Origin of the sequence: Streptomyces zhaozhouensis (assembly GCF_900230195.1) — a bacterium.
Taxonomy (GTDB): Bacteria; Actinomycetota; Actinomycetes; order Streptomycetales; family Streptomycetaceae; genus Streptomyces; species Streptomyces zhaozhouensis.
This window is the reverse complement of sequence record NZ_OCNE01000027.1, coordinates 49,063-75,378: the sequence shown is the minus strand read 5'-3', so window position 1 is coordinate 75,378 and position 26,316 is coordinate 49,063. Positions and strand designations below refer to the sequence as shown.

The following is a 26,316-nucleotide window of genomic DNA, read 5'->3' as shown; positions in this document are numbered from 1 at the left end:
GCCACGGCTTCCAGACCGCTGAGCAGTTCCTCACGGTCACCACCGACCACCACGGCCCGGTGCTCGAAGGACGCACGCGTGGTCACCAGGGAGTAGCCGACATCCACCGGCTCCAACTTCGGGCGCTCACGCACGAACGACACCAACCGCCCCGCCTGCGCCCGCAACGCCTCAACCGACTTCGCCGACACCACCCACGGCACCGCCACCAACGAAGCCCCAGACTGAGGGATTTCGGCCGGCGCCTCAACCTCGGGCGCCTCCTCCACGATCACATGCGCGTTGGTACCACTGAGCCCGAACGACGAGACCGCCGCCCGACGCGGCTGTTCCCCGCGTGGCCACTCCCGCGCCTCGGTGAGAAGCTCCACCGCACCCGCCGACCAGTCCACGTGCGGCGACGGCTCGTCCACATGCAGCGTCTTCGGCATCACGCCGTGACGCATCGCCATCACCATCTTGATGACGCCACCCACACCCGCGGCCGCCTGCGCGTGACCGATGTTCGACTTCAACGAACCCAGCCACAGCGGCTCACCGTTCTCCGGCCGGTCCTGACCATAGGTCGCGAGCAGAGCCTGCGCCTCGATCGGGTCACCCAGGGACGTTCCCGTACCGTGCGCCTCGACCAGGTCGATGTCGGCGGTCTTCAGCCGGGCGCTGTTCAGCGCGGCGCGGATGACGCGCTGCTGCGACGGGCCGTTGGGGGCGGTGAAGCCGCTGGAGGCGCCGTCCTGGTTGACCGCCGAACCACGGATCACCGCGAGCACCTCGTGCCCGTTGCGCTGGGCGTCCGAGAGGCGCTCCAGCACCAGTATGCCGGCGCCCTCGGACCAGCCGGTGCCGTCGGCGGCACCGGAGAACGCCTTGCACCGGCCGTCCGGGGAGAGAGCGCGCTGCCTGCTGTACTCGACGAACATGTTGGGGGTGGACATGACGGTCACGCCGCCGGCCAGGGCCAGCGAGCACTCGTCGCGGCGCAGCGACTGCACGGCCAGGTGCAGGCTGACCAGTGAGGACGAGCAGGCGGTGTCGACCGAGAGCGCGGGGCCCTCCAGGCCGAAGAGGTAGGAGACGCGTCCGGAGACGATGCTGGCGACGCTGCCGGCCGCGAGGTACGCCTCGATGTCGTCGGGGATGGCGGCGAGGGCCGCGCCGTAGTCGCAGTACATGACGCCGCCGAAGACGCCGGTACGGGTGCTGCGCAGCTTCCCGGGGTCGAGGCCGGCGCGCTCCAGCGCCTCCCAGGAGGTCTCCAGCAGCAGCCGCTGCTGCGGGTCCATCGCCAGGGCCTCACGCGGGCCGATGCCGAAGAAGCCGGCGTCGAAGCCGGCGACGCCGTCGAGGAAGCCACCTTCGCGGACATAGCTGTGGCCGATGCGGTCCGGGTCGGCGTCGTAGAGGCCCTCGACGTCCCAGCCACGGTCCTCGGGGAACGGGCCGATGCCGTCCTCGCCCTCGGCGACCAGGCGCCACAGGTCCTCCGGACTCCGCACGCCGCCCGGGTAGCGGCAGCTCATGCCGACGATGGCCACCGGTTCGTGTTCCCGGTCCTCGGCTTCGCGCAGGCTGCGCCGAGCGTCACGGAGATCTGCCGTCGTCCTCTTGAGGTAATCCAGAAGCTTCTGTTCGTTCGACTGGTTCGACATCCGACCCACCTGTTTTCTAAGTCAAGAGGTGGGCGTCGCACCGGCCAGCCGAATTGACCGGCAATCGAATCAGCGGCACCCGGCCTCGTGTTCTTTTTCCGCTCTCCCGGCCACTGGGAATTCGGCAGGCTAGCCTGCGTTCTCGATGGCCAACCGAATAGTGCCGCTCAGGCCCGTGACATCGTTCGGGTTGGTCGCCGAACCGGTCGGCGACGCGGGGACGCGTCCGGGCCGCCTCTCCGCCCGGGACAGCGGCAGCGGCGTGTGCGCGTCGGGACGCGCGCTGTTCGGTACGGCCATGCGCCTTGGCGTTCGCGCCAGCCTCACGTCGGCTCCCACGGGGTCCGCCCGTCGGGGCTCCTCGACACCCGGGGCGCGCGTGGTACGGGCGCGGACGGGCACGGCGTGGTCGCCGGCGACCACGCCGGCGCGCTCCGCCGGTTCGCGTACGGGCGGACCGCCGGCGTGCCCGCGCGGGCACGCCGGCGTGTGGGTTCTCTCCCTGAGCCGGCCGCGCCCACGGCCGCCCGGACCGGGCGGGTGGGTGCGTGGCAGCTCACGGAATGCAGGAAGTTGAGGCACGCGGGGAAGCGTAAATAGCGGCCGGCTTCCGGCTAACCCCTACCGATGCCCGGCCGACCCCCTACCGTGGCTGCCGGGAGCGACACCGGTCCCCTACCGCCAGGAATTCACCCCTATCTGACAGGGGACTTGTCCCTGCTTGTGGCAGCTGGTGGACCATAGCAGTCACAGCACCTTTCCCAGGCTGCTCCTCGATTATTAGACTGCATCGGCGTCACGTATTCAGAAGCGTGCGAGAGCACGGCAAGAAAGGTTTCCCATGGCGGATCAGTTTCCTGCGACGTTGTGTTCGACGGAGCCGTCGGGTCAGCAGCCCGCCGCCATGGCCGTGGCACAGATCGCCGAATCGGCCCTCACCGGGGAGGGCGTCACCAGCGCCGTCGCGTTCCGGGAATGGTTCGCTGAGCGGCAGCGGCAGAACGTCGCGGAGGTGCGGCAGGTCCCGCTGAACGAGATGCCGGGGTGGAACATCGAGGCCGGCACCGGGAACATCGTGCACGAGTCCGGGCGGTTCTTCTCGGTCGAGGGGGTGGACGTCCGGCTGGCTTCCGGGCCGTGGCAGTCGTGGAGCCAGCCCATGATCTTCCAGCAGGAGGTCGGCACCCTCGGCATCATCGTCAAGAGGCTCGGCGGTGTCCTGCACTTCCTGATGCAGGCGAAGAACGAGCCGGGCAACCACAACGGGGTCCAGCTGTCGCCCACTGTGCAGGCCACGCGGAGCAACTACACGCGGGTGCACCGGGGTCAGGCGGTGCCCTACGTCGAGTACTTCCAGCAGGCCCACCGCCACCGGCTGCTGACGGACGTGCTCCAGTCGGAGCAGGGTTCGTGGTTCTACCGCAAGCGCAACCGCAACATGGTGGTGGAGGTGGAGGAGGACGTCGAGGCCCGGGACAACTTCTGCTGGCTCACGCTGGGGCAGATCCACCGGCTGCTGGCCGAGGACGACATGGTCAACATGGACGCCAGGACGGTGCTGGGCTGTCTGCCGTTCGCCGGGGAGGGCGCGGCCCTGCCGGCGGTCCGCCTGGACGAGGGGCTGCGTTCCGCACTCGTGCGGTCCTGTCACGCGGAGTCCGGCGGTCTGCACAGCATGACGGCGATACGCCGGTGGCTCAACGACCAGCGTGTGATGACCGAGATCCGCACCCGTCCGACGCCGTTGAACGAGGTGGCCGGCTGGGAGCGCTCGGAGGAGGTCGTGGAGCACGAGGACCGGCGCTTCTTCCGGGTGATCGGCGTCGACGTGCGCAGTGGCAGCCGGGAGGTGAAGCAGTGGACGCAGCCGATGGTGCAGCCGTGTGGGCAGGGACTGATCGCGTTCCTGGTCGCCCGGTTCGACGGGGTGCTCCACGCGCTGGTCAACGCCCGTTCCCAGCCGGGGTTCCTGGACGGGGTGGAGCTGGCGCCGACGGTGCAGTGCACGCCGTCGAACTACCTGCCAGGGCCGCGCCCCGCGCACCTGCGGTATCTGGACCACGTGCTGGACGCGCCCGCCGACCGGATCGTCTTCGACAGCGTCCACTCCGAGGAGGGCGGCCGTTTCCACCACGCCCGCAACCGCTATCTGATCGTGGAGCTGGACAACGGGCCGGGCCGGGTGGAGGAGACCCTCCTCGACGACTCGTTCCGCTGGGTCACCCTGCACCAGCTCGCGGCGCTGCTGCGGCACAGCTACTACGTCAACGTGGAGGCACGCAATCTGACGGCCTGTCTCCACAGCCTGTTCGGCACGACTGAGGAGTTCTCCGGATGACCAGAGCAGGGACCGACAGGTCGTACAGGGCACGGGACGGCGGGGGGCGCCGCCTGGGCGAGGAGGGACGGGCGTGGTGAGACGGGTACTGGTGACCGGCGGGGCCGGGTTCATCGGATCGCACTATGTCAGGACGCTGCTGACGGGCGGCTACCCCGCCTGGGCGGACGCGTCCGTCACGGTGCTGGACAAGTTGACCTACTCGGGGAACCTGGCGTCCCTGGCGCCGGTCGAGGGGGGGTTCACGTTCGTCCACGGCGACATCTGCGACGCGGAGCTGTTGGCGCGCGTGGTGCCCGGCCACGATGTCGTGGTCAACTTCGCGGCCGAGACGCACGTGGACCGTTCCATCACGGGCCCCGACGTGTTCGCGACGACCAACGTGCTCGGCACGCACCGGCTGGTGCGCGCCGCGCTGGAGGCCGGGGTCGGCGTGTTCGTGCAGGTGTCGACGGACGAGGTGTACGGCAGCATCGCCGAGGGCGCCTGGACGGAGGACGCGCCCGTCTCGCCCAACTCGCCGTACTCGGCGGCCAAGGCGGGCGGCGACCACATGGCGCTGGCGTACGCCCGCACCCACGGCCTCGACGTGCGCCTGACGCGCTGCGGCAACAACTACGGGCCCTACCAGTACCCGGAGAAGATCATCCCGCTGTTCGTGACCCGCCTGCTGGAGGGCCGCGGGGTTCCCCTGTACGGGAACGGGCGCAACGAACGGGAGTGGATCCACGTGGACGACCACTGCCGTGGCATCCAGCTGGTCGCCGAGCGTGGGCGGGCCGGCGAGGTGTACCACATCTCCGGTTCGCATCCGCTGACCAATCTTGACCTGACGAACCGGCTGCTCCGGGCCCTCGGCAAGGGGCCGGAGATGATCGAGTGGGTCGAGGACCGCAAGGGGCACGACCTGCGGTACGCGCTGGACGACAGCAAGCTGAGGGCGTTGGGTTTCCGCCCCGGCACGGACTTCGACGAGGGGCTGGCGGCCACGGTCCGCTGGTACGTGGAGCGCCCGGACTGGTGGAAGCCGCTGCTCGGCGGCGAACGCTGACGGGTGCCGGCCGAGCGCCGTGAGGAAAGGGCGCGGGCGGCGGACTCCTGGTCCGCCACCCGCGCCCTTCCCGCTGACCGAGGGGGAGCGGTCAGCCTCCGAGTAGCCTGGTGGCCCGCGCCCGCAGCGCGGCGCGGTCGGTCTTCCGGTTGGCGTTCAGCGGCATCTCCGGCACGTGCGCGAAACGGCGGGGCACCATCCGCTCGGGCAGGGCGCCGCGCAGGCTCCGCGCGAGGACGGCCTGTGGCTGGGCCTCGCCGGTGTAGAAGCCCACGAGGGCCGTGTCGCCTTCGGGGGCGGGGACGGCCACGGTGACCGCTTCGACGATGCCGGGCAGCGCGCGCAACGCCTGGTCGATCTCGGCGGGTTCGATCCGCACTCCCTGCACCTGCACCTGGGCGTCGAGGCGGTCGACGTAGACCAGCACGCCGTCGGCGACCTCCCTGACCCGGTCCCCGGTGCGGTACCAGGTGCGTCCTCCGCGTTCGACGAACCGTCCCCTCCCGTCGGCCGGGTCGAGGTAGCCGGGGGTCAGCTGGGGGCCGGCGATGAGGAGTTCCCCTTCGGCGCCGACGCCGGAGACCTGCTGCCCCGCCGCGTCGAGCAGCAGGCGGTCGTGCCCCTCGTGGACCTCGCCGATGGGGACGATGCCGTGGACCGCGAGCGCGGGCGTGGTCTGCGTCGACCAGCGGTAGGCGCAGATGGTGATGGTCAGCTCGGTGGGGCCGTAGAGGTTCTCCACCGTGGACGCGGGGGCGGCGCGCTGCCACTCCTCCGCGTCGGCGCACCGCAGCGCCTCGCCGGCGAACAGGCTCCACCGCAGGCCGGGCAGCGCGCCGGGGCGCAGGTCGCCCATGCGGCGCAGCAGCGAGATGGCGCTGGGGGTGGAGAACCACACCGTCAGGCGGTGCTCGGCGGCGAATGCCGGCAGCTCGCGGTAGGCGGGTCCCGGGATCAGCTGCACGGTGCCGCCTGCGCCCCAGGCGCTGAACAGGTCGAACATGGCGCAGTCGAAGTTGAGGTCGAACGTCTGGGAGAAGACGTCCTCGGGGGTGAAGTCGTACCGCTTGTCGAGGAGTTCGAAGTAGTGGCTGGTGCCGGCGTGCGGGATGCGCACGCCCTTGGGGCGGCCGGTGGACCCGGAGGTGAACAGCACGTAGGCGGTGCCCTCGGTCGCGGGGGTACGGGGTTCGGCGAGGGCGTGCGCGGTGTCGACCGGCACGGTGCCCCCGTCGGCGGCCAGCAACGGCAGGGCGGGGATGTCGCCGGGTGCCTGGGCGAGGAGCGCCCGGCCCTGCTCGTCCGCGACCACGGCCGAGACGCCCGCGTCCCGCAGCATCTGGCCGGTGCGGGCGGCCGGGGTGTCGGTGTTCAGGGGGACGACGGTGGCGCCCGCGTACAGCCCGGCCAGGATTCCGGCGTAGGACTCGGGCCCCTTGCCGGCGAGTACCCCGACGGCCTCCAGCGGCGCGTCGGTGGCACGCAGCAGTGCGCCCGCCCAGGTCAGCGCCCGCTCGTGCAGTTCCTCGTAGCTGAGCGACCAGTCGGGTGAACGCACGGCCGTGCCGCGGGGGTTGACGGCCAGGCCGCGCAGGAAGCGGCCCGTGAGGCCGGCGTGGTCCTGCCTGCCGGAGCGCGGGGTCATCGGCATCAGCGGTGTCCCTCTCAGGTGCGGTCCGCCGCCGCGCGTGGCCGCAGGGCCATGCGGGGGGTGAGCCGGACGACTTCGAAGTTGTCGGTGGTGCGGCGGACGCGGCCGAAGAGGCTGTCCGGGCCGGCGACGTGCACGGTGCCGACGCCCTGGGCCCGCAGCGTGTCCACGACCAGCGGCCAGCGCAGCTGCCGGACGATGCCGTCCAGCAGGAGGTTCCTGATCTGGTCGCCGGTGCGCAGCAGGGTGCCGTCGTGGTCGGAGACCACGGGTATCCGGGGGTCGGCGAAGCTCAGCCCCGCGAACACCTCCTCCTCGGCCTTGCGGCGCAGCGCGGCGAACGCGGAGGAGTGCAGGGGCGGACGCATGGTGTACAGCGACAGGCCGCCGGCCCCCCGGACGCGTTCCTTGAACCACTCCAGCGCGTCCTCGCGCAGGGAGACCATGTGCATGTCGTCATCGACGTAGCAGGCCATGTCGTGCCACCAGTCGCGCTCGTCCATCTCCCCGAGGATCTCGGTGAGCCGCTCCGTCGGGGTCCGCACGAAGGAGTGGGTGACGATGTCCGTGTGCTCCTTGGCGAAGTACTCGTCCTGGCAGCGCGCGATGCGGGCGCTCATCAGCACGGTGTCCTCGACGGAGAGGCAGCCGGTGTAGGCGGTGGTCGCCTTGCTGCCGAAGCTGGGGCCGGCGCACAGCATCGGGTCAAGGCCGAGTTGCGCCTCGGCCCACTGGGCGAGGGCGAGGCAGTTGATCAGGAACGCGACCTGTGAGGCCTCGGCGTAGTCGTGTTCCGCGTCGCGGAACCCGTCGATGACGGAGTAGCCGAGCACCTCGTCGGCGGTGGCGAGGAGCTTGCGCGCGTACGGGTTCACCAGCATGAACTTGCCGACGTCCTCGAACGACATGGCTCCCATGCCTGGGAACACGATCGCCGCGCCGGACCGGTCCTCGGTCTCCATAGCCACCCTTCCTCGCGCCCGCCGGGTCTTCGGTACCGGTTCACTATGGGTGGGAGCGTCCCGGGGGGAAACCCCTACAAGTGCGGGTGCCGCTAGGGGCACCGCGTAGGGCGCCGGGCCCGGCCCGGGGCGGGAACGCACGAGGCCAGCAGTGCGGGCACGGCCACCGACGTGGTCAGTGCCGGTGCGGCGGGGGTGTCCGGGGCGCTGTTGACGGGGTGGCTAGGGGTTGGCCGGTCAGGACGCCACTTCTAGCGTGAGCCCGCATTGAGCGAACGCCGTTGATGCGCTCCCCCAGACCGGAGATGGATGAGTAGGCCGGCAACAAGGCCGGTCCGCCCGCATCGCGGCACTTCGTCGGACTGGAGACAGAGCCATGCGCGTCCTCATCACCGTGCTCGCCCTCGATTCGCACTTCCTGAACACCGTGCCCCTCGCCTGGGCGCTACGCACCGCGGGGCACGAGGTGCGGGTGGCGAGCCAGCCCGACCTCACGAAGTCGATCACGAACTCCGGCCTCACCGCCGCGCCGGTCGGTGAGGAACTGAACCTGATGCAGCGGAACCGTGAGATGGAGGGCGGTGACCAACCCGGTTACGGGTTCGGCTACAACATCGCCGAGACCGACCCGGAGAAGCTGACCTGGGAGTACGTGCGCGACACTCTCACGACGTATGCGCAGATCGCGGAGAACGCGGCCGACCAGCGCACCCTGGAGGACCTGGCGCGGCTCGCGCGGACCTGGCAGCCCGACCTCGTGATCTGGGACGCCATGACGTACAGCGGTCCTGTCGTGGCGCAGGCCGTCGGCGCCGCCCAGGCCCGGATGGTCTTCGGCGTCGACCACTGGGCCAGGATGCGGGCCCTGTTCCTCAAGCTGAGCGCACAGCAGGCGCCCGAGGACCGGTTGGACGGTTTCGGCGACTGGATGCGCGGGCGGCTCGAAAGGCTCGGTCTGAACCCGGACGAGACGTTCAGCGAGGAGCTGATCGTCGGGCAGCTGACCGTCGACCACTTCCCGGACTTCCTGCGCGTCCCCGGTGAGCCCGCCACCCGTGTCCCGATGCGTCCGGTGGCCCACAACGGGCCCTCGGTCGTCCCGGGTTGGATACACGAGGAGCCCAAGCGGCCCCGGGTGCTCCTCACCCAGGGGCTGTGCCTTCCGGGGGCGAAGAACCAGGGGCTGCCCCTTCCTGACATGCTCAGGGCCGCCGCCGAGCTGGACGTGGAGCTGATCGCGACGGTCGGCGCGGACGCCGGTTCCCTGCCGGGGATGGAAAGCCTGCCGGAAAACGTCCGGCTGGTCGACTTCGTGCCGCTGAACGAGGTGCTGCCGAGCTGTTCGGCGATCATCCACCACGGCGGCGGGGGCACCACCACCAACGCGCTGCTGCACGGCACTCCGCAGATCATCGTTCCCGGCTGGCTGTGGGACGAGAAGTCCGTGGCCGAGGCGCTGGAGGAGCAGGGCGCCGGCCTGTGCATCGAGCCCCCGGAGTTCACCGCCGAGTCGCTGAAGGCCGGGCTGCGCCGGCTGCTGGAGGAGCCCGGCTTCCGGGAGCAGGCGGCCCGGCTGCGTGAGGAACTGCGGTCCCGGCCCAGCCCGGCGGCCGTCGTCCCGCAGCTGGAGGCACTGGCGGCCAAGGGCGGTTCCCGGGCGTGAAGGGCATCGTTCTCGCGGGCGGCCACGGCACGCGGCTGCACCCGCTGACGCTGTCGGTCTCCAAACAGCTGCTGCCGGTCAACGACAAGCCACTGATCTACTATCCGTTGTCGGTGCTGATGCTGGCGGGTATCCGCGACATCACGGTGATCTCGACGCCGACGGACCTCCCGCAGCTGCGGCGGCTTCTCAGCAACGGTTCCCACCTGGGTCTGAACATCGACTACGTGCAGCAGAACCAACCCGGTGGCCTGGCCGAGGCGTTCATTCTGGCCGCCGACCAGATCGGGGACGACCCGGTGGCCCTGGTGCTGGGGGACAACGTCTTCCACGGCCACAACTTCTACGAGATCCTCCACGCCCACGCCCGGGACGACATCGACGGCTGCGTCGTGTTCGGCTACCCGGTTGAGGACCCCCAGCGGTACGGCGTGGGCGAGACGGACGAGCACGGCAGGCTGGTGTCACTGGAGGAGAAGCCGGCCAACCCCCGGTCCAACCGGGCCATCGTCGGTCTCTACTTCTACGACAACGACGTGGTCGACATCGCCAAGAACCTCAAGCCGTCGGCGCGCGGCGAACTGGAGATCACGGACGTCAACCTGGAGTACATCCGCCGGGGCAAGGCCCGGCTGGTGGACCTGGGTCGCGGATTCGCCTGGCTCGACGCGGGAACCCCCACGTCGCTGCTGGCCGCCGGGCAGTACGTGCAGGTGCTGGAGGAGCGGCAGGGCGTGCGCATCGCGTGCCTTGAGGAGGTCGCCCTGCGGATGGGGTACATCGACCCGGAGACGTGCTACCGGCTCGGCGCGCGGCAGCCCTCGTCCGCCTACGGGGCCTATGTCCGCGCTATCGCGAAGGAGTTGGCGGACGTCCCCGTGTCGGCGCGTTGAGGGGTTCGGCTGGCACGCGGAACGGCCGCTGACCGTCAGGGTCAGCGGCCGTTCCGCACGAGCCGTCGCGGCCGGCGCGCTCAGGCGTTGGCGGCGCGCAGGCCGCTCAGCGCCGACCACAGCGTGTCGGGCGTGGCGAAGGTCTCCAGGTTCAGCGCGTCGTCGACGAACCTCAGCCCGTATGTCTTCTCCAGGTCGCTGAGCAGTTCCACCGTGCCCATCGAGTCGAGGCCGAGGTCACGCAGCTCCGCGCCGCCCGACAGCTCCTCGTCGTCACCGAGGTACGGCAGGTGCTTCCGCAAGGTCGCCTCGAACTGCTGGTCCCACATGTGCACTCCCTGTCTCCGGTGTTCAGCGGGAAAGCCTGCGCCCCCATGGCAGCCCGGGAAGGGCCGGCGGGACACCCTTAGCGCCCCCTAATGCCACGGGCGCTATCCGAGGACCTCCTTGAGGAATCCGCCGAGCGCCGCCCGGAACGCCTCGGGCTCCTCCAGGTGCGGCAGGTGGCTGGCGTTCTCCACGATCTCCCATCGCACGTCAGGGATGTTGTCGTGGAACGGCCGCATGGTCGCTGGCGTCGCCTCGTCGTGCTCGCCGGCCAGCAGCAGGGTGGGCGCCTCGATGCCGGCGCAGCTGTCCACGACGCCCCAGTCCTTCAGCGTCCCGATGACGTGGAACTCGTTGGGCCCGTTCATCGTGTAGTACACGGTCGGGTCGTTGTAGATCTCGTAGAAGGTCGCCATGAACTCACGCGGCCACGGGGTCACCCGGCACACGTGGCGGTCGTAGTAGTGCCGCATGGCGGTCATGTACTCGTCGCTGTCGGTGGTGCCGGCGGCCTCGTGGCGCAGCAGCGTCTCGTTGACGCCGGGCGGCAGCTGCTCGCGGAGCCTCTTCGCCTCCTGGAGCCACAGTGGGTAGGACGCCGGGGAGCAGGCGATGACCAGGCCGCGCAGCCCGGCGGGGCGGCCCGACGCGTGCTGGGCGGCGAGCAGCCCGCCCCAGGAGTGGCCCAGCAGGGCGTAGTTGTCCGCGATTCCGAGACGGGTCAGCAGGTTGTCCAGCTCGTCGAGGAACAGCTCCACGGTCCAGAAGTCGGCGCCGCGGTCGGGGAGGTGGGTCGAACCGCCGTTCCCCAGCTGGTCGTAGTGGACGACGGGCCAGCCGTCAGCCGCGAGATCGGCCAGGGGAAGCAGGTAGTCGTGGGTGCTGCCCGGGCCGCCGTGGAGGACGACGAGCGGGGTGCGGCCGGAGCCGAGGTCTCCGGTGACGCGGTACCACGTACGCCACTCGCGGAACTCCACCGTCCCGCGCTTGCTCGGAGGGGGTGTCATCGGCTGGTCACCTCGGTCTCTTCCGGTCTGTTCGGGCCGTGTCGACGGCCCCCGGGAGGGGGTGGCGGGCCGGCCCGCCGCCCCCTCCCGGGGGTCCACGCACTCCGGCACGTCTCGGACGGCCGCCCCAGCGGTGGTGCGCGAACCGCTGGGACGAACTCGCAACCTTCCTGACGCGGGCTGGCGACGCACCCCCTACCCACCCCTACAAACGCGGGGTGGGCGGCGGGGCCGCGTCAGCCCGTCGCCGCGCGGACTCCGCCGTTGCCCGCGTGCACGCGTTGCAGGTCCGCACGCCCGGCGAGCTGGAGCTTGCGGTAGACCCTGGTGAGGTGCTGCTCGACGGTGCTGATCGTGATGAACAGCTTCCGCGAGATCTCCCGGTTGGTGTCCCCGGCCGCCGCGAGCTGGGCGACCCGCTGTTCGGCCTCGCTGAGCTGCGCCGCCTCCCAGCCGGACCAGGCCGGCAGGGCGGCGGGCTCGGGGGCGCCGACCGTGCTGGACTCGGGCAGCAGCCTGCGGGCGACGCGCTCGGCACCGCAGCGGACAGCGCTGCGCCACGCCAACTCGCCGACGGAGCGGGCACTCTGGGAGTCGCCCACGTCCTGGTGGGCGAGGCTCAGGTCGACCAGGACGAGGAACCGCTGGTGCAGGTCGCTGCCGTCGGCGAGCAGCTCGGCCGCCTCCGTGAGCACGGCCAGTCTGCGGTGCCGGTCCCCCACCTGCGCGTAGACCCGCAGCGCGGCGCCCCTGATCCGGGGGTGCTGCGCGCGGGGCTGCCGCAGCTGCTTCTCCACCAGCCGCCGGGCCTCGGCGCGGTCGCCCTGCGCCAGGGCGACCTCGGCTATGCCGAGCCGCCAGGGCGCGAGGGACGGTATGTCCATCTCCCAGGCCGTCAACAGCTCGCCGCACCGCAGGAAGTCACGGTGCGCCGCCTGGTACTGCCCGCCGGCCAGCCGGTAGCGGGCCCGCGCGTGCAGGTAGGCGACGCCGTGCAGGGTCTCGAACATGTTCTGCGGCACGATCCAGGACAGGTACTCCTCCGCCTGGTCCAGCTCACCGCGCGCGGTGTGCGCGGCGACCAGCACGCTCAGCGGCAGGCCCAGGGTCACGCCCCAGGCGCGGGGCGCCAGGTGCTTGAGGGCCGTGGTCGCGTACCGTTCGGCGGTGATCAGGTCTCCCCTGCGCCGCATCGTCTCGGCGCGGATCGCCTGGGGGACGCCGCGCAGGGAGTCGGTGCCCGGCCCGCCGGCCTCCGTCACAACGCGCGTAGCGCAACGCTCGGCGCGATCGAGTTCGTCGACGCACACCAGTGCCTGGAGCACGGTGGCGATCGCGTCCCCCCGGGAGACCTGGTCGGTGCCGATGCTCTCGCTGAGCGCGGCGACGTCGCTGGGCCCGTGTTCGCTGAACGCGCCACGGAGCGCCCTGAGGTGACGGAGCAGGGCCGGGTCGTCGACCTCTGCGAGGCGGTCGAGCAGCGACGTGTCGGCCTCCTCCAGCCGGGCGCGCAGCACCGGGTAGCTGATCAGTGCCCAGCCGAGGAACGCGCGTAGCTCGGCCCGTCGTTCGGATGTGTCGGCGCGCATGGCGACGTCGACCAGCATGGCGGCGGCCTGCTCGATCCGGCCGTGCCACAGGAAGATCGTGAGGAGGGTGACGATGTCCTCGTCCGGGACCTTGCCGACCCGTTGGAGCGCGTAGCACTGGTCCAGGTACCTGATGACGCGCGCCGGGTTCAGCTGCCACTGGGCCCAGATCAGTTTGGTGATGACCCGGCCCTTCTCGGCGTCGTCGAGCGGACCTCGCATGGCGAGGGCCAGGCACTTGACGGCGAACGACCAGTCGCCCTGGCCGACGGCCTCCATGGCCGACTCCCGGAGCACGGAGTTGGTCCACGGCGCCGAGGTGGTGCCCGAGGCGACGAGGTGCCGCGCGACCAGGGAGCTGCTGTACCCCTCGGACTCCAGGATGGTGGCGACCTGGTAGTGCCGGGCCTCCAGCTCGTCGAAGTCGGGGTCGCCCAGCAGGGTTTCGGCGGCGCGCGGATGGCGGAAACGGACGTCCTGGAGTATCCCCGCGTCCTGGAGGGAGCGCAGCTGGTCGGCCACCGACTCCGGGTCGGTCTTCAGCAGCTGGGCCAGCAGGTCGACGGTGACCTCCGTGCCCAGGAGGGCGACTCCCCGGGCCACGGCCATGGTCTCGGGGCCGCTGCGGTGGAGCGAGGCGAAGACGGCCAGCGCGGAGACCCGGCCGGCCTCCAGCCGCATCGCCTCGGGCGGGACCGGCTCCCCCTGGGAGGAGGAGTTGGAGCGCCATTCCTCGATCAGGGTGCGCAGGACCAGCGGGTTGCCCCCGCTGATGCGGTAGCAGTCGTCGGCCATCCGTTCGGCGGCCTCGGCGCCGAGTTCGCGGGCGACGACCTCCAGTACGCCGTCCCTGCTGAGCGGGCCGAGGCGGAGTTGGAAGTAGTGCGGTTCGCGCATCAACTCGGCGCAGAACAGGGGGATGATCAGATGGGAACGGTCCGGCACCACCAGCAGCACCATGACGGGGGCGGTGCGGGCGAGCCGGACCAAGTGCAGGATGCCGGCGAGCGACTCGGCGTTGCTGTGGTGCAGGTCGTCGACGACGACGAGCACGGGCACCTGCCGTGAGAAGCGGGCGATGTCCTCGGCTATCTGCTTTCCGTCGTTCTCAAGGTCAGGCCAGGGAGCCAGCGGCCAGGAAGTGGCCGGCCTCTGTTCAACACCCTCGAATTCTTTAGCCAGTTGCGTTAACATGTCCATGGGTCGCCGCTTACCCATTCGGGTGGCGTGCGCGCGTAGCACGACAAGCTGTGAGTCCCCCTTGAGGGATTCGACAAGGGAGTGCGTCAGTTCCGTTTTCCCAACAGCGACAGGGCCTGCGACGACAGCGACGCTCCCCTGGCCTTTCCTGGCGCCCTGAAGGAGTTCCTGAAGTTCAGATAGCGCACGTGCACGTTCGCTCAGAATCATGTCTTCCCCCTGTTAATTCGTGGCCAGAACCGGGGAACTCATATCTGCGGTCACACAGATTACCAACCGGTCGGCAGGGTCAAACCCAAGAATTCTTCACTCTCCCGGGATGGCGCTTCGCATTCCCGAGGGCGTCCTCGGCGATCAAGAACAGGAACCCCCGCATGGACGTAGTGAAAGCCGCACACCTCGCGTGCTCCACATGTCGGTCCTAGCTTCGTGCACACGTGTTTGGTCCGAGCTCCGTGTACACGTGTCCACTATAGACACGCGACCGCCCCTTGACCACCCCTTTAAAGCACCTTTGCGTTGCACCCTTACCACAACGATGCGTTACTACACGGGGGGATACACAGGTACGTCGCACTGCGTGTCGGCCGGGGTGAAATGAAGGTGAGGAGACAGACAATGCCCGATATGCCCCACTGGTTCCGCTCCGGCGGCGACGGGAGCTGACCCTCTCGGTCAGCGGGACACCGCTGTTGAGCAGCGACTTCGACAGGTGTGCCGGGCGGGAGGCGGCGGAAGGGTCGCGTCGGGCCGCCGCAGGGCCCGGCAGCGATTTCAGGGTGGGCCGGCCATCACGGGCAGCGACGAAACCCCCTACCAGCCCCTTCGGGCAGCGAGCGGCACACTCACGAACTCTCCACCGGAGCACCGCCCCGGCCATTGCGCGCACCCGCAGTCACGAACAGCGGGACGGAGGCGCCCCATTAGAGCCGCGCGAAGCGGGACAACCGCGAATCCGGGCCCCGAATGACGCCCCGACCACCGCCGGGGCCAACTCCGCCAGCGCACACCGGAAGAAACTCACCGGACACCTTCGTTACCGTGCGTTGACATGACTGCGGGTACCGGCGGAGGGCCGGCGAGCGGACCGGGACGCGGCGGTACCACTTCCCGGAACACGCACACTGAGACGTAGCTCACACCACCTCTCCCGCACAGCACTCCCCCGGAGGCCAGCATTCCGGGAGAACGTGCTCAGGCTGCGCGGGCACTGTAAGACCATCCACACAGGAGTGGTGCCCGGGTTCATCCTGACTCCACTTTGGCGCCCTCTTCCTGCGGTGCGGGCCCCGTTTACCGCACCCCGTGGGCGTGCTTCTTTCTTCTCCGAACTCCTGCGGGAAAGGTCGTCCGGTCTGACGAAAGGTCCGCGAGAGCCTTACGGGATCAGCACGACCTTTCCCGTCTCCTTCCGCTGAAAGCGCTCGTACGCGTCGGGCGCCTCGCTCAGCGGACGGTGTTCGGCGGCGAAGTCGTCCACGCCCAGCGGATCGTCGTCACCGAGCAGCGGCAGGATCTCCGGTACCCAGCGCCGCACGTTGGCCTGCCCCATGCGGAGTTCGATCTGCCGGTCGAAGAGTTTCAGCATCGGCATCGGGTCGGCCATGCCCCCGTAGACGCCGCTGAGCGAGATGGTGCCGCCGCGCCGCACCATGTCGATCGCCGGATAGAGCGCCGCCAGCCGGTCGATTCCCGCCTTGGCGGCGGCCCGTTCCGCGAGGTTCCCCGGGAGAAAGCCGACCATGCTCTGGAGCAGCGAGGCCACCACCCCGCCGTGCGCCTCCATCCCCACGGCCTCGATCACCGAGTCGGGACCGCGCCCGGCCGTCGCGTCGCGGACGGCGCCCACCACGTCGTCGAGGTGGTTGAGGTCCAGCACCTGCACGCCCCTGGCGGCGGCCCGCTCCAGGCGCTCGGGGACCAGGTCGATGCCGATCACCTGCCCGGCGCCCCGGTGCAGGGCCACCCGGCAGGCCATCTTCCCGATGGGTCCGAGCCCGAGCACCGCCACGCTGCCGCCCGGCGGGATGCCCGCGTACTCGACGGCCTGCCACGCCGTCGGCAGCACGTCGGAGAGATAGAGGTAACGGTCGTCCGGCCCCTCGTGCCCCACCTTGACCGGGCCGTACTGCGCCTGCGGCACCCGCAGGTACTCGGCCTGGGCGCCCGGCACCGAGCCGTAGAGCTTGGTGTAGCCGAACAGCGCGGCGCCGCTGCCCTGTTGACGCACCTGCGTGGTCTCGCACTGCGTCTGGAGCCCCCGCCGGCACATGAAGCACTCGCCGCAGGCGATCTGGAAGGGCACCACCACCCGGTCGCCGGGCGCGAGGCCGGTGACGGCAGAACCCGTCTCCTCCACGATGCCCATCGGCTCGTGCCCCAGCACGTCGCCGGGCGTCATGAACGGCGCGAGCACCTCGTACAGATGGAGGTCGGAGCCGCACAGTCCGGTGGACGTGACGCGCACGACGGCGTCGGTCGGCTGCTGGATGACCGGGTCGGGCACCTCCTCCACCCGGACGTCGCGCTTGCCGTGCCAGACGTTGGCCTTCATCTCGGAACACCTCCGTGGATGCGGGGGACAGGGGCCGGGCGCCGCTCCGTTCAGGGCAGCGGCGCGCCGCCCGTGGCGTTGACCACCTCGGCCGTGATGAACGCGGCGTCCTGGGAGGCCAGATAGACATAGGCGGGTGCCAACTCGGCGGGCTGCGCCGGCCGTCCGAACGCCGACTTGGCGCCGAACTCCGTGGTGTCCGGCATTGTCGACGGGATCAGCGGCGTCCAGACCGGGCCGGGCGCCACCGCGTTGACCCGGATGCCGCGCTCGGCGAGATGGGTGGCCAGCCCCTTGGTGAAGGTGACGATGGCGCCCTTGGTCATCGCGTAGTCCAGCAGATGCGGCGACGGCTGGTAGGCCTGCACCGAGGTGGTGTTGATGACGCTGCCGCCCTCGGTCAGGTGCGGCAGACACATCTTGGTCAGCCAGAACATGCCGTAGAGATTGGTTTTGACCACCCGGTCGAACTGGTCGGTCTCGATCTCGTCCAGACTTCCGGACCTGGCCATCTGGTAAGCCGCGTTGTTGACCAGCACGTCGACGCCGCCGAACTCCGCCACCGCGCGGTCCACCACCCGCCGGCACTCCTCCTCCTCGCGGATGTCGCACTCCACGGGCACGGCGCGCCGGCCGGCCTCGGTGACCAGCCGGGTGGTCTCCCGGGCGTCGTCGGCCTCCTCGGGGAGATGGGTGAAGAGCACGTCGGCGCCCTCCCGCGCGAAGGCGAGGGCCACGGCCCGGCCGATCCCCGAGTCGCCGCCGGTGATCAGCGCGCGCCGTTCGCTGAGCCGCCCGCAGCCCCGGTAGGAGTCCTCGCCGTGGTCGGGGCGCGGCGCCATCTCGCCGGTGTGCCCCGGCACCCGCTGGGACTGGTCGGGGAACTCCGGGCTCGGCTGCCGCTCGGCCGGGTGGGCCGCGCCGCCGTCGGGGGTGTCGTCCGGTCGCCGCTGGTTCATGTCCGTTCCTCCTCCGTCGTCCTTCCTTCCGGCCGCCCCGTGGGCCGGCCCCGCGCCGGAACGCGTCCGGCGGAGCCCCCCGGGTGCCCGGTGCGGGGCCGGAACATGCGGCCGGCCCGCCGCCGAGCGGCCCGGCCGCCGGGTCACGGCCGCCCGCCGACCCCGGTGGCCAGCTCACGCGCCCGCCCGCCGGGCAACCGGCGGCGCAGCGGCGGCGTGGCCCCGCCCGCCCCCTCGCGCAGCCCCGCCAGCAGCTCGGCCACCGCCTCCGCGCCGTCGTGAGCGGGGCGCCATCCCAGCTCCTCGCGGGCGCGCGCGGTGCTGAGCCGGGGCAGCCACAGCAGCGTGTCGAGGAGTTCGGGGTCGACGGGAACGAGCCGCAGCCGCCAGGCCGCGCCCAGCGCGCCGCGCGCCAGTCCCGCCGGCACCGGCACCGGCCTGGCGCCCAGCAGCAGCCCCAGCTCGCGGGCGGTCAGCGTGCCGTCGCCCGCCAGGTTGTACGCGCCGCCGGCCCCGGGCCGCAGCAGGGCGCGGCGGAACGCGTCGGCCACGTCCTCCGCGTGGACCGCCTGGAACCGCAGGCCGGGGATGTCGGGCACGGCCGGGACGAGGCCGGGGCGCAGCAGCCGGTTCGGCAGGAACGGGCCGGCGAAGAGCCGCCGCTGCGCCGCCGCGGCGGCGCGCTGGAAGACGAAGCTGGGGCGCATCCTGACCACCCGGACGTCGGGGTGGCGCGCCTCGAAGGAGTCGAGCAGCCGTTCCACGTACGCCTTCTCCCGGCTGTAGGCGGCGGTCGGCCGGCCGTGGGTGGGCCAGGACTCGTCGACCGGCTCGTCCGGAGCGCCCCGGTGCCGGGGCCCGTAGGCGGCGATCGAGGAGGCGCAGGCGAGAACCGGCACGTCGGCGGCGGCCACGGCCTCCAGCACCCGCTGGGTACCGAGGACGTTGGTGGCCCAGGTGGCGAGGGGGTCCCGGCTCGGCTGGAGCAGCCAGGCCAGGTGGATCACCGCGTCGACGCCGGTGAACGCCTCGGCCAGCCGCTCCCCGCTCCGCTCGTCGCCCAGGTCGGTCTCGACCCATCTGACGCCGGGCGGCGGTGCCCCGGGGGCGCGCCGGGAGATGCCGAGGAGTGCGTCGACGGCGGGCTCGGCGGCGAGCGCGTCGAGCACCCGGGTGCCCAGGTTGCCGCTGGCCCCGGTCACGGCGACGCGCAGGCCGCCGGACGGGTCCGGCGTGCGGGAGGTGTTCATCGTCCGGGCCTCCTCGGGCGCGGTGGGCGGGGCGCGGCCGTGGGTGCCGGCCGTCCGCCCCGGGTGGCCGCCCGGCCGGGGAACGAAACCCGCCCGGGGTGCCGGAACGGCCGGGGTGCCGGAACGGCCGGCGGGCGGGACCGCGCGGCCGTGGCGGCGCGGTGGTTGAGACGCGTCCGGCCGGGCAACCCGGTGTGCTTGCCCGGCGGGCGCCGGGCAACGGCGGAGAGAGCCGGAGAGAGGAGAGGCGAAGGATGCGTGGTGGGGCGTCGCGACTCCTGTGGTCCGCCCAGCGGTCCTGGGAGGCCGTGCGGCGCGCGGCGCGCGGCCCGGGGCGGGAGCGCGACCTGGCGGCGCAGTCGGCGAAGAGCGCGCTGGCGGCGCTGCTGGCCTGGCTGGTGGCCTCCTGGCTGTTCACCGACAGCCTCAGCCTGATGGCGCCGTGGGTCGCGGTGGTGCTGGTGCAGTCGACCGTCTACCGCTCGCTGGCGGACGGGCTGCGGCAGACGGTGGCGATCGTGCTGGGCACGGCGCTGGCGACCGGGACGGCGCTGCTGCTGGACGACCAGCTGCTCACGCTGGTCGTGGTGCTGCCGGTCGCGCTGTTGATGGGGAATCTGGACAGGTTCGGCGCGCAGGGCGTCACGGTGGCCACGTCGACGATCTTCGCGCTCACAGGCGGCCCGGTGACGCCGCTGGTCAGCGCGGAACGGGTGGGCGCGGCCGCCGTGGGAGCGGCGCTGGGTATCGGGGTGAACGCCCTGGTGCGCCCGCCGCGTTACCTGCGGGACGCGGGGGCGGCGGTGCGGGACGCCACGGACGAGGTGGCGGGCGTGCTGGAGGAGCTGGCCGGGGTGTTCGACGCGGGCGCCTGGGACGACGCCCCACGGGTGGCCGAGCGCGCCCGGCAGCTGCCGCGGTGGGCGAGGGCGACGCGCGCGGCGTGGGAGTGGGACCGGGAGAGCCTGCGGCTGAACGTGCGCCGCCGGACGACGGAGAGCGTGCTGCCCTCGGACTACACGACGGAGGATGTGGTGCACACCGTGCGGCAGTTGGTGGACAACGCGGAGGGACTGGCGCGCGTCGTGGAGGAGGGCGCGGCGCGGACCGCGGAGGAGCCGGCCCTCCCCGACGGGCTGATGCCCACCTACGCCCGCTGTCTGCGCGACACCGGCGCGGCCGTCGACGCCTACGGCCGGTATGTGACGAGCGCGGGCGGGGAGGAGCGGCGGGAGCTGACCGACGCGGTGGCCCGCGCCTCCGCCTCGCTGGAGCGGCTGACGGCCAGGGTGGCGCCGTCGGAGCTGCCGGACGTGGGCGCGATGGAGGTGGTCGGGCCGCTGCTGTCGGACGCGCGGCGGATGGTCCGCGCGTTGGACGCCTCCTGACCGGGCCGCGCGGCGTTCGCCCCCTCACCCCTCCCCCGCGCCGACGGCGTCGCCGCCGAACCCCCCTTCTTCGTCGCCCAGTTCGGCGAGTTCCCCGAGGGTGACCGGGAAGGCCAGGGGACGGGCCGCCGTCGCCGCGAGGTCGGCCTCGGTGGGGGCGCGGCCGGCGTGGTGCGAGGCGAGCAGGGCGGTCGCCAGGCCGCACACGCGGCCCTGGCACCAGCCCATGCCGCAGCGGGTGAGCATCTTGACGGTGCGGGCGTCGTCGGCGCCGAGCGTGTCGTGGGCGGCGCGGACCGTCGCCGCGTCCACCTCCTCGCAGCGGCAGACCACCGTGTCGTCGCGCAGCCAGTCGCTCCAGCCGGCGGGCACCGGGTGGGCCAGGTGCATCGCGCGGGCGAACGCCCGGTGCGCGGCGATCCGCGCCCGCAGCCGGCGGGCGGCGCGGCCCTCGGTGGGCCGGCCGGCGGCGGAGAGCCCGGCGAGCGTGCCCTCGGCGACGCCGAGCGCCGCGCCGCCCACGCCGGTGGCCTCGCCGGCGACCCACAGCCCGGGGATGTCGGCGCGCTGCTCGTCGTCGACGGTGACGACCAGCGAGCCGTCGGCATCCAGCCGGGTGGCGGCGCCGAGCTGGAGGGGGAGTTCGAGCGAGGGGGTGAACCCCCAGCCGAGCGCCACCAGGTCGACAGGCACCTCGTCCCCCGCCGGGCCGGGTCGCCCGGCCGCGTCGAGCCTGGCGGGCCGCGCCGCGCGCACCCGGTCCTCGCCGAGCACCTCGCGGACGACGGTGCGGGTCAGATAGGGCACGCGGTGACGGGCCAGCGTGGCGACGTGGCCGAGGCCCTCGACGGCCTTCGCGGGCACGCGGGCGACCGCCGGGAGGCGGCTCGCCCAGGCGCGGGGGGAGCCGGCCTCCCACACGCCGACCACCCGGGCGCCGGCCTCGGCCAGCCCGCCGGCGACGGAGAGCAGGAACGGCCCCGTGCCGGCGACCAGCACCCGGCGGCCGGCCAGCGCGCGCTGCCCCTGCCACAGGGCCTGCGCCCCGCCGGCCGCCATCACCCCGGGCAACGTCCAGCCGGGGACGGGGAGTTGGCGGTCGGCCGCGCCGGGGCACAGGATCAGGGCGCGGGCCCTGGCACGTCGGGTGACGGGTGCGGTGCCGGGGTGGACGGGGGTGGACTCGATCAGGAAGCCGTCCTCGTCGCGGGTCACCAGCCAGACCTGGTGCCCGGGGCGGTGGGTGAGCCGCCCGCGCGCCACGTGGTGGGCCAGGGCGCGGCGCAGCGCGGCGAAGCGGGCCCCGTCGTGGTGCACCCGGACGGTGTCCTCGCCCTCGGCGCTCCCGGGCGCGGGCGGCGGATGGCGCCAGAACTGGCCGCCGGGCCGCTCCCCCGCGTCCAGCAGCAGCACGGAACGGCCGCCGGCCGCCGCCGTCACCGCGGCGGCGAGCCCCGCCGGGCCCGCGCCGACGACGGCGACGTCGAACGGGTCGCGGGGGTCGCGGGGGTCGCGGAGCTCGGACGTGCCGGACTCAACGGGCGTCGGCATCGGGTGCCTCCTCGTCCGCACGCGGGTGCTCCCCCGGGTTGGTGACGGTCAGCCGCATCCCGTCGACGGCGGGTTCGAGACAGGCGCGCCGGTCGGGGCGGCCGTCGACCGTCAGCAGGCAGTCGAAGCAGAGCCCGATCCCGCAGAACAGGCCGCGCGGCCGGCCCCGGCCACGGGTGGTGCGCCAGGCGGTGACGCCGGCGGCGACCAGCGCGCCGCCGACGGTCTGGCCGGGGCGGGCGGGCAGTGCCCGGCCCTCGAAGTGCAGGGTCAGGGAACGCGCGCCCTCCTCCTCCGCACGACGGTCGCCGTGCGCGCCGCGGTCGCCGTGCGCGCGGCTGTGGTCGCCCGTTCGGCTCGCGTCGTCCGTTCGGCTGTGGTCGCCCGTTCGGCGGTCGTCGTTCACGCGGCGAGTCCCTTCCGGTCGGGGGCGAACGGTGCCAGGTCGAGCGCGGTGGGGCCGCCGGTCAGGGCCTGCGCGAGCAACTGCCCGGTGCCGGCGGAGAGTCCGATGCCGGCGCCCTCGTGACCGCACGCGTGCCAGAGGCCGGGGGCGCGGGGGTCGGGGCCGATGACCGGCAGGTGGTCGGGGCAGTAGGGCCGGAAGCCGTGGTAGGCGCGGATCGCGCGGACGGCGTGCAGCGCGGGGAAGAGGCCGAGCGCCCCCCGCGCGAGCGCGCCGAGCGCGGCCCGCGACGGGCGCCGGTCGAAGCCGACGCGCTCCCGGGTGGAGCCGATGAGCACCGTGCCGGCAGGGGTGCCCTCGATGACGGGCGAGGACTGGAGCGCGGCGTCCGAGCTGCCCACGTCGCCCACGTACTCGGCGGCGTACACCTTGTGCCGGATGGTCGGCGGCAGCGGCTCGGTGACCAGCACGAAGCCCCGGCGTGGCAGCACCGGCAGCCGGACGCCGGCGAGCGCGGCGACCTCGCCGGCCCAGGTGCCTGCCGCGTTGACCACGGCGGGCGCGACGACCGAGCGGCGCGGGGTGCGCACGCCGGTGACCCGTTCGCCGGAGCGCAGCAGCCCGGTGACCGGCTCGTGCGGCAGCACGGTGGCGCCGGCGGCGCGGGCGAGCCGCAGCAGATGGGCGACGAGCAGCACGGGCTGCACCTGGGCGTCCTCGGGGTAGTGCGCGCCGCCGGCCAGGCCGGGCCGCAACCCCGGTTCCAACGCGCCGAGTTCGTCGGGTCCGACGTCCAGCGCCACGACGCCGGCGGCCCGTTGTCTGGCGGTCAGCGCGCGCAGCGCGTCCCGCGAGGCGAGGGTGGCGGCCACCACCACGCCGCCCTTGGACTCGAACTCCCAGTGGTGGCCGTGCTCGGCCAGCTCCTCCCGCCACACCCGCTGGGAGTGGCGGGCCAGGTCCAGCTCGGGGCCGATGTCCTTGTCGGAGACCAGCACGTTGCCCTCGCCGGCGCTGGAGGTGCCCCCGCCGGGAGCGCCCCGGTCCAGCACCGCGACGCGCAGCCCCGCGCGGGCGGCGAAGAAGGCGGTGGCGGCGCCGACCGCGCCGGCGCCGACGACCGCCACGTCGAAGGACAGGTCGTCCGCCGCCGCGCCACCGCCCGCCGCACCGCCCTCGCGAGCGCGGCCGTTCACGAGCCACCGGGCGCGCCGCGCGCCCACTTCCCGCGCACATGGCCGATGTGACGTTCCATCAACTCCCTCGCTCCTTCCGCGTCTCTGGCCTCCACGCGGTCCAGCAGCTCGTGGTGCTCCAGCGCCGAGGACTCCAACTGCCCGGACTCCAGCAGCGGGGTCAGCCCGAGCAGCCGGGTGCGCAGCCGCAACTCGGCGACGATGGTGGAGAGTTGCGCGTTGCCGGCGTAGGAGAGCAGCTTCAGGTGGAAGACCCGGTCGGCGTGGATGTAGGCGACCAGGTCGCCCTCGGCGACCGCCGTCACGATGGCGTCGGCCAGCTCCCGCAGCCGGGGGAAGTCCGCCTCGGGCACCAGCGGCACCACGTCGTGGACGGTCGGCGGCTCCAGCAGCAGCCGCACGTGGGTGACCTGGTCCAGCTCGCCCTCGGGCACGACGCGGACCCGGTAGCCCTTGTTGGGCAGCGCCTCGACCATGCCCTCGCGGACCAGGTCCAGCATCGCCTCGCGCACCGGCGTCGCCGAGACGCCGAACATCGTGCTGAGCGTCGGCGCCGAGTACACCGCGCCCGGCCGCATCTCGCCCGAGATGACGGCGGCGCGCAGCGCGTCCGCCACCATCTCGCGCAGCCGCTCACGCTTGCTCAGCGGCCCCAGCCCCGCGATCGGCGCTGTCTCCATCTTCCCCTCCGAACCGTTCACGTTCCCCTGCCTCCCCTGGGCCCCGTCCCGCACGCCGTTGTGCGGGACCATGCTGCCGCCATGCCTACAGCACGAAGCCGCGGGGGAACGGATCGCGCGGATCGAGCAGGTACTGGGCCGTCCCGGTGATCCAGGCCCGGCCGTTGATCGTCGGCACCACGGCGGGACGCCCCGCGACCTCCGTGGACTCCACCAGCCGGCCGGTGAACCGGGTGCCGATGAACGACTCGTTGACGAAGTCGGTGTCCAGCGGCAGCAGTCCCCTGGCGTGCAGTTGCGCCATCCGCGCGCTGGTGCCGGTGCCGCACGGGGAGCGGTCGAACCAGCCGGGGTGGATGGCCATGGCGTGCCGGGAGTGGCGCGCGGTGGAGCCGGGCGCCTCCAGATAGACGTGGTGGCAGCCGACGATGTCGGGGCGTTCGGGGTGGGTGGGCGGCGCCTCGTCGTTGATCGCGCCCATGACCGCCAGCGCGGCCTCCAACATCCGCCCGCCGGCGGCCCGTTCGAAGGGGATGGCCAGGTCCTCCAGCCGGACGACGGCGTAGAAGTTGCCGCCGAACGCCAGGTCGTAGGGGACGTCGCCGAGCCCGGGAACCGCCACGACGCGGTCCAGGGCGACGGCGAACGACGGCACGTTCCGCAGCGTCACGGAGAGGGCGGCGCCGTCGGCGACCTCGACCTCGGCGACCACCAGGCCGGCCGGGGTGTCGAGCCGCACGGTGGTGACCGGCTCGGTGACGGGCACCAGGCCCGTCTCCACGAGCACGGTCGCGACGCCGATGGTGCCGTGCCCGCACATCGGCAGCACGCCGCTGACCTCGATGAACAGCACCCCCATGTCGGCGTCGGGCCGGGTCGGCGGCTGGAGGACGGCGCCGCTCATCGCGCTGTGCCCGCGCGGCTCGTTGACCAGGAACTGCCGTAGCTCGTCCCCGTGTTCGACGAACCAGGCGCGCCGCTCCGCCATGGTGGCGCCGGGGAAGACCCCGACGCCACCGGTCACCACGCGCGTCGGCATCCCCTCGGTGTGGGAGTCGACGGCGTGCACGACGCGGCTGCTCCTCACCGGTGCCCCAGCGCCAGCACGGCCTCCGTGTCGGCCACGACGCGGGCGGCGACCTCGGGCGGCAGCGGGGAACGCGGCGGGCGGCACGGGCCGCCGCGGAGGCCCGCGACATCCATCGACAGCTTGATGGACTGCACGAACTCCGTCTTGGAGTCCCAGCGCAGCAGCGGGTGCAGCTCCCGGTACAGGGGCAGGGCGCGGGCGATGTCGGCCGGGTCGCCCGAGGTCGCCAGCCGGTACAGCTCGACGGTGGCCTTCGGCAGGGCGTTGGGGTAGCCGGCGATCCAGCCGACGGCGCCGGCCAGGCCCAGCTCCAACAGCACGTCGTCGGCGCCGACCAGCAGGTCCAACTCCGGCGCCAGCTCCGCGATCTGGTAGGCGCGGCGCACGTCGCCGGTGAACTCCTTGACCCCGACGATCAGTTGCTCGTCGGCGAGCCGGGCGAGCAGCTCGGGGGTGAGATCGACCTTGGTGTCGATCGGGTTGTTGTAGGCGACGACGGGCAGGCCGACGGCCGCCGCCTCGCGGTAGTGCTCGACGACGGCGGACTCGTCGGCGCGGTAGGTGTTGGGCGGCAGCAGCAGCACGGAGGTGGCGCCGGCCCGCGCGGCCTGCTCGGTCCAGCGGGCGGCCTCCCGCGCGCCGTAGGCGGCGACGCCCGGCATCACGCCGAACCCGTCGGGCGCGGCGGCGACGGCGGTCTCCACCACGGCGGCGCGTTCCGTCTCGGTGAGGGTCTGGTACTCGCCGAGGGAGCCGTTGGGGCAGACGCCGTCGCAGCCGTTCTCGGCGAGGAAGCCGACATGGGCGGCGAAGGCGTCGAGGTCGACCTCGCGGTCGTCGGTGAACGGCAGGGCGGTGGCGACGTGCACACCGTGCCATGCCGGCCGCGAAGCGGTGGTACTCATCGTTCTC

The 26,316-nt window shown here is 72.7% G+C and carries 20 protein-coding genes; 5 read left to right on the top strand and 15 right to left on the bottom strand.

Translation table 11 applies throughout. From position 1 onward, the window contains the following. A partial coding sequence (locus CRP51_RS26335) for a type I polyketide synthase (RefSeq protein ID WP_170970685.1) occupies positions 1-1,649 on the bottom strand: 1,649 nt, incomplete at its 3' end. A gap of 904 nt (positions 1,650-2,553) precedes the next feature. Here CRP51_RS26335 and CRP51_RS26330 point away from each other — a divergent pair. Continuing rightward, on the top strand, positions 2,554-3,987 hold the full coding sequence (locus tag CRP51_RS26330; RefSeq protein WP_097233852.1) for an NDP-hexose 2,3-dehydratase family protein: 1,434 nt from the start codon (positions 2,554-2,556) through the stop codon (positions 3,985-3,987). Between the two features lie 73 nt (positions 3,988-4,060). Then, positions 4,061-5,038: a dTDP-glucose 4,6-dehydratase gene (gene rfbB / locus CRP51_RS26325; protein WP_097233851.1), complete on the top strand. Its 978-nt coding sequence runs from the start codon at positions 4,061-4,063 to the stop codon at positions 5,036-5,038. 91 nt (positions 5,039-5,129) lie between these two features. Here the strand turns inward: rfbB and CRP51_RS26320 are convergent, their stop codons facing one another. After that, positions 5,130-6,689, bottom strand: a complete 1,560-nt coding sequence (locus CRP51_RS26320) for an AMP-binding protein (protein WP_245880815.1) — start codon at positions 6,687-6,689, stop codon at positions 5,130-5,132. Positions 6,690-6,703: 14 nt separating this feature from the next. Then, a complete protein-coding gene (locus tag CRP51_RS26315) occupies positions 6,704-7,651 on the bottom strand; it encodes an ACP S-malonyltransferase (protein WP_170970684.1) in 948 nt (315 codons plus the stop codon). Between the two features lie 376 nt (positions 7,652-8,027). Here CRP51_RS26315 and CRP51_RS26310 point away from each other — a divergent pair, with 376 nt between their 5' ends. Continuing rightward, complete coding sequence (locus CRP51_RS26310) at positions 8,028-9,314, top strand: activator-dependent family glycosyltransferase (protein ID WP_097233850.1); 1,287 nt, start codon at positions 8,028-8,030, stop codon at positions 9,312-9,314. Beyond that, entirely contained in the window at positions 9,311-10,207 is an 897-nt protein-coding gene (rfbA, locus tag CRP51_RS26305; RefSeq protein WP_097233849.1) for a glucose-1-phosphate thymidylyltransferase RfbA, read from the top strand. Before CRP51_RS26310 ends, rfbA begins: the two co-directional genes overlap by 4 nt. A gap of 80 nt (positions 10,208-10,287) precedes the next feature. Here rfbA and CRP51_RS26300 read toward each other — a convergent pair whose 3' ends face one another. The 6 genes from CRP51_RS26300 to CRP51_RS26275 all read right to left on the bottom strand — a co-directional run bounded on the left by CRP51_RS26300 (position 10,288) and on the right by CRP51_RS26275 (position 19,093). Continuing rightward, positions 10,288-10,536: a phosphopantetheine-binding protein gene (locus tag CRP51_RS26300; RefSeq protein ID WP_097233848.1), complete on the bottom strand. Its 249-nt coding sequence runs from the start codon at positions 10,534-10,536 to the stop codon at positions 10,288-10,290. Between the two features lie 102 nt (positions 10,537-10,638). Further along, positions 10,639-11,541, bottom strand: coding sequence for a proline iminopeptidase-family hydrolase (locus CRP51_RS26295; protein WP_097233847.1), 903 nt, complete (start codon positions 11,539-11,541; stop codon positions 10,639-10,641). Between the two features lie 236 nt (positions 11,542-11,777). Beyond that, on the bottom strand, positions 11,778-14,540 hold the full coding sequence (locus CRP51_RS26290; protein WP_097233846.1) for a helix-turn-helix transcriptional regulator: 2,763 nt from the start codon (positions 14,538-14,540) through the stop codon (positions 11,778-11,780). A gap of 1,168 nt (positions 14,541-15,708) precedes the next feature. Then, positions 15,709-16,884 (bottom strand): zinc-dependent alcohol dehydrogenase, encoded by a 1,176-nt coding sequence (locus tag CRP51_RS26285; protein ID WP_097233845.1) that lies wholly within the window; start codon positions 16,882-16,884, stop codon positions 15,709-15,711. Positions 16,885-16,934: 50 nt separating this feature from the next. Further along, on the bottom strand, positions 16,935-17,843 hold the full coding sequence (locus tag CRP51_RS26280) for an SDR family oxidoreductase (protein ID WP_097233844.1): 909 nt from the start codon (positions 17,841-17,843) through the stop codon (positions 16,935-16,937). A 143-nt stretch (positions 17,844-17,986) separates the two neighbouring features. Next, positions 17,987-19,093, bottom strand: coding sequence for an NAD-dependent epimerase/dehydratase family protein (locus tag CRP51_RS26275; RefSeq protein ID WP_097233843.1), 1,107 nt, complete (start codon positions 19,091-19,093; stop codon positions 17,987-17,989). 254 nt (positions 19,094-19,347) lie between these two features. Between CRP51_RS26275 and CRP51_RS26270 the strand changes: the two genes are divergently transcribed. Further along, positions 19,348-20,481, top strand: coding sequence for an aromatic acid exporter family protein (locus CRP51_RS26270; RefSeq protein WP_097233842.1), 1,134 nt, complete (start codon positions 19,348-19,350; stop codon positions 20,479-20,481). Positions 20,482-20,505: 24 nt separating this feature from the next. Here the strand turns inward: CRP51_RS26270 and CRP51_RS26265 are convergent, their stop codons facing one another. The 6 genes from CRP51_RS26265 to CRP51_RS26240 all read right to left on the bottom strand — a co-directional run bounded on the left by CRP51_RS26265 (position 20,506) and on the right by CRP51_RS26240 (position 26,309). After that, positions 20,506-22,032: an FAD/NAD(P)-dependent oxidoreductase gene (locus CRP51_RS26265; protein WP_097233841.1), complete on the bottom strand. Its 1,527-nt coding sequence runs from the start codon at positions 22,030-22,032 to the stop codon at positions 20,506-20,508. Beyond that, a complete protein-coding gene (locus CRP51_RS26260) occupies positions 22,016-22,306 on the bottom strand; it encodes a (2Fe-2S)-binding protein (protein WP_281259710.1) in 291 nt (96 codons plus the stop codon). Before CRP51_RS26260 ends, CRP51_RS26265 begins: the two co-directional genes overlap by 17 nt. Positions 22,307-22,434: 128 nt before the next feature. Continuing rightward, positions 22,435-23,634, bottom strand: a complete 1,200-nt coding sequence (locus CRP51_RS26255) for an NAD(P)/FAD-dependent oxidoreductase (RefSeq protein WP_212616007.1) — start codon at positions 23,632-23,634, stop codon at positions 22,435-22,437. Continuing rightward, positions 23,631-24,314: a GntR family transcriptional regulator gene (locus tag CRP51_RS26250; RefSeq protein WP_097233855.1), complete on the bottom strand. Its 684-nt coding sequence runs from the start codon at positions 24,312-24,314 to the stop codon at positions 23,631-23,633. Before CRP51_RS26250 ends, CRP51_RS26255 begins: the two co-directional genes overlap by 4 nt. A gap of 85 nt (positions 24,315-24,399) precedes the next feature. Then, positions 24,400-25,401 carry a proline racemase family protein gene (locus CRP51_RS26245; protein WP_097233840.1) on the bottom strand — a complete coding sequence of 334 codons (1,002 nt, stop codon included), beginning with the start codon at positions 25,399-25,401 and terminating at the stop codon, positions 24,400-24,402. After that, positions 25,398-26,309 carry a dihydrodipicolinate synthase family protein gene (locus CRP51_RS26240; RefSeq protein WP_097233839.1) on the bottom strand — a complete coding sequence of 304 codons (912 nt, stop codon included), beginning with the start codon at positions 26,307-26,309 and terminating at the stop codon, positions 25,398-25,400. The genes CRP51_RS26245 and CRP51_RS26240 overlap by 4 nt, the downstream gene beginning before the upstream one ends. Between the last annotated feature and the right edge of the window lie 7 nt (positions 26,310-26,316).

Excerpts from the sequence above, each read along its gene's own strand:
- CRP51_RS26310 (WP_097233850.1), top strand. The coding sequence starts at position 8,028 with ATGCGCGTCCTCATCACCGTGCTCGCCCTCGATTCGCACTTCCTGAAC.
- CRP51_RS26290 (WP_097233846.1), bottom strand. The coding sequence starts at position 14,540 with ATGATTCTGAGCGAACGTGCACGTGCGCTATCTGAACTTCAGGAACTC.
- CRP51_RS26315 (WP_170970684.1), bottom strand. The coding sequence starts at position 7,651 with ATGGAGACCGAGGACCGGTCCGGCGCGGCGATCGTGTTCCCAGGCATG.
- CRP51_RS26240 (WP_097233839.1), bottom strand. The coding sequence starts at position 26,309 with ATGAGTACCACCGCTTCGCGGCCGGCATGGCACGGTGTGCACGTCGCC.
- CRP51_RS26295 (WP_097233847.1), bottom strand. The coding sequence starts at position 11,541 with ATGACACCCCCTCCGAGCAAGCGCGGGACGGTGGAGTTCCGCGAGTGG.
- CRP51_RS26280 (WP_097233844.1), bottom strand. The coding sequence starts at position 17,843 with ATGAACCAGCGGCGACCGGACGACACCCCCGACGGCGGCGCGGCCCAC.
- CRP51_RS26275 (WP_097233843.1), bottom strand. The coding sequence starts at position 19,093 with ATGAACACCTCCCGCACGCCGGACCCGTCCGGCGGCCTGCGCGTCGCC.
- CRP51_RS26320 (WP_245880815.1), bottom strand. The coding sequence starts at position 6,689 with ATGCCGATGACCCCGCGCTCCGGCAGGCAGGACCACGCCGGCCTCACG.
- CRP51_RS26265 (WP_097233841.1), bottom strand. The coding sequence starts at position 22,032 with ATGCCGACGCCCGTTGAGTCCGGCACGTCCGAGCTCCGCGACCCCCGC.
- CRP51_RS26285 (WP_097233845.1), bottom strand. The coding sequence starts at position 16,884 with ATGAAGGCCAACGTCTGGCACGGCAAGCGCGACGTCCGGGTGGAGGAG.
- CRP51_RS26300 (WP_097233848.1), bottom strand. The coding sequence starts at position 10,536 with ATGTGGGACCAGCAGTTCGAGGCGACCTTGCGGAAGCACCTGCCGTAC.
- CRP51_RS26250 (WP_097233855.1), bottom strand. The coding sequence starts at position 24,314 with ATGGAGACAGCGCCGATCGCGGGGCTGGGGCCGCTGAGCAAGCGTGAG.
- CRP51_RS26270 (WP_097233842.1), top strand. The coding sequence starts at position 19,348 with ATGCGTGGTGGGGCGTCGCGACTCCTGTGGTCCGCCCAGCGGTCCTGG.
- CRP51_RS26330 (WP_097233852.1), top strand. The coding sequence starts at position 2,554 with ATGGCCGTGGCACAGATCGCCGAATCGGCCCTCACCGGGGAGGGCGTC.